The organism is Hoeflea sp. BAL378 (assembly GCF_000759435.1).
Taxonomy (GTDB): Bacteria; Pseudomonadota; Alphaproteobacteria; order Rhizobiales; family Rhizobiaceae; genus Hoeflea.
This window is the reverse complement of the sequence record NZ_JRJG01000254.1, coordinates 1-2,366: the sequence shown is the minus strand read 5'-3', so window position 1 is coordinate 2,366 and position 2,366 is coordinate 1. Positions and strand designations below refer to the sequence as shown.

Here is a 2,366-nt window from a genome sequence, read left to right as displayed (position 1 = left end):
GGGCACCGGCGCGGGGTCCGGGGACGCAGACGGCTCCACGGTTTGCTGGTCCTGCCCGGTGCGGTTCGCCTGCCTCATGCACGCCTCGCTTGAAGCTTGCGAGACTACACCCGGCCGCGCGCGCAATGCCACCACAAATTGCGGCGGGCCTATACGGCCGGCCATCCTCGGCTCGGCGTCAATTCCTATTAACGCTTGAATTTTTTACACGATTTGACGAGCCTGCCCGAACGCCAGCCAGCGCGCCGGGCGCTGCCATAACGCTCTCGCGCTGCACAATTAGCCATCCGCATAGCTTGGCAGGGTGCGGGAAATCATATAGCTAACCTTGACGGTCATCCAAGGCGCCGGCTTGCAGGCCGGGCGCCTGCATTCGTGGAAGGACAAGCCATGGCAGACAAGAACGCAAAACTCCTCATGGACGGCAAGGAGATCGAATTTCCCGTCAAGTCCGGAACCATCGGACCCGATGTCGTCGACATTGCGACGCTCTACAAGCAGACCGGGGCGTTCACCTATGATCCGGGCTTCACCTCCACCGCCTCCTGCGAATCCAAGATCACCTTCATCGACGGCGACGAGGGCATCCTGCTGCATCGCGGCTATCCGATCGACCAGTTGGCCGAACAGGGCGACTTCCTGGAAGTCTGCTACCTGCTGCTCTACGGCGAACTGCCGACGGCGACGCAGAAGGCCGATTTCGACTACCGCGTGACGCGCCACACCATGGTGCATGAGCAGATGAGCCGGTTCTTCACCGGCTTCCGTCGCGACGCGCACCCGATGGCGGTGATGTGCGGCTGCGTCGGTGCCCTGTCGGCGTTCTATCACGACTCCACCGACATCACCGATCCGCACCAGCGCATGGTCGCCTCGATGCGCATGATCGCCAAGATGCCGACGTTGGCGGCGATGGCGTTCAAGTACCATATCGGCCAGCCCTTCGTGTATCCGAAGAACGATCTCGACTATGCGGCGAACTTCCTGCGCATGTGCTTTGCCGTGCCCTGCGAGGAATATGTGGTCAATCCGGTGCTGGCCCGCGCCATGGACCGGATCTTCATCCTGCATGCCGATCACGAGCAGAACGCCTCGACCTCGACCGTGCGGCTCGCCGGCTCGTCGGGCGCCAATCCGTTCGCCTGCATCGCCGCCGGCATCGCCTGCCTGTGGGGCCCCGCCCATGGCGGCGCCAACGAGGCGGCGCTCAACATGCTGGCCGAGATCGGCACCGTCGACAAGATCCCGGAATATATCGACCGCGCCAAGGACAAGGACGATCCGTTCCGGCTGATGGGCTTCGGCCACCGGGTCTACAAGAACTACGATCCGCGCGCCAAGATCATGCAGAAGACCTGCCATGAAGTGCTGAGCGAACTGGGCATCAAGGACGACCCGATGCTCGAAGTGGCGATGGAGCTCGAGCGCATCGCGCTCACCGACAGCTATTTCATCGAGAAGAAGCTCTACCCGAACATCGACTTTTATTCGGGCATCACGCTCAAGGCGCTGGGCTTCCCCACCACCATGTTCACGGTGCTGTTCGCACTCGCCCGCACCGTCGGCTGGATCGCCCAGTGGAGCGAGATGATCGAGGACCCGAGCCAGCGAATCGGCCGGCCGCGCCAGCTCTATATCGGCGCCACCAACCGCGACTATGTGCCGATGTCGAAGCGCTGAACCGGCGCCGGCATCCCGAGACGAGAAAAGCGCCTTCGGGCGCTTTTTTCATGGCCGCACGGCTTTGGCGGAGCGGGATGTCAGCGGCCGAGAACGGCCAGCACGGTCCTGGCGGCGAGCTCGGAGGCGGGTTGGCCGGTCTGCATGCGCGACCAGATCAGGTCTGAATCGGCCAGAGCCGCCGCACGATGCAGCGTGTCGCGGGAGAGCTGGTCGGCGATGCGCGCCACCCGCTCGGGCCGGATCTGGTTGTCGTAGAGTTCGGCGGTGACCACATGGCCGGCGATCATGTTGGGAATCGCCGCGGTCCAGGTGGTGATCATGTTGATGAGCAGCCGGGCGATGGGGTCGAGCCTGTAGCAGGAGATCTGCGGAACGCCGGCGAGCGCCAGTTCGAGGAGCACCGTGCCGGAGGCGGCGATGGCGACATCGGCCCGGCCGAAGGCCTCCCATTTTGCGGCGTCGCCGGTGACGACCGAGCACGGGACGTCCCAACCCAGCACCGCGTCGCGGACCTGACGCTCGACATGGGCGCCGGCGGGAAGCACGAACGTCATGGCGGGATTGAGATCGGAGAGCCATCTGGCGGCCGCGCCGAAGGCCGGTGCCAGCCGCGCCACCTCCGAGCGGCGCGAGCCCGGCAGGATCAGGCAGACCGGCGGCGCGTCGCGCCCGGCGGCGCCGCG

Annotated in this window: 1 protein-coding gene and 1 pseudogene; one reads left to right on the top strand and one right to left on the bottom strand. The window is 65.0% G+C overall.

The window, feature by feature from the left end:
* Positions 1-390 precede the first annotated feature (390 nt).
* Positions 391-1,680 (top strand): citrate synthase, encoded by a 1,290-nt coding sequence (gene gltA, locus LL06_RS25890; protein WP_035533919.1) that lies wholly within the window; start codon positions 391-393, stop codon positions 1,678-1,680.
* Positions 1,681-1,760: 80 nt separating this feature from the next.
* Here the strand turns inward: gltA and LL06_RS25885 are convergent.
* Positions 1,761-2,366 (bottom strand): annotated as a pseudogene (locus LL06_RS25885) (lipid-A-disaccharide synthase); the annotation flags it as partial.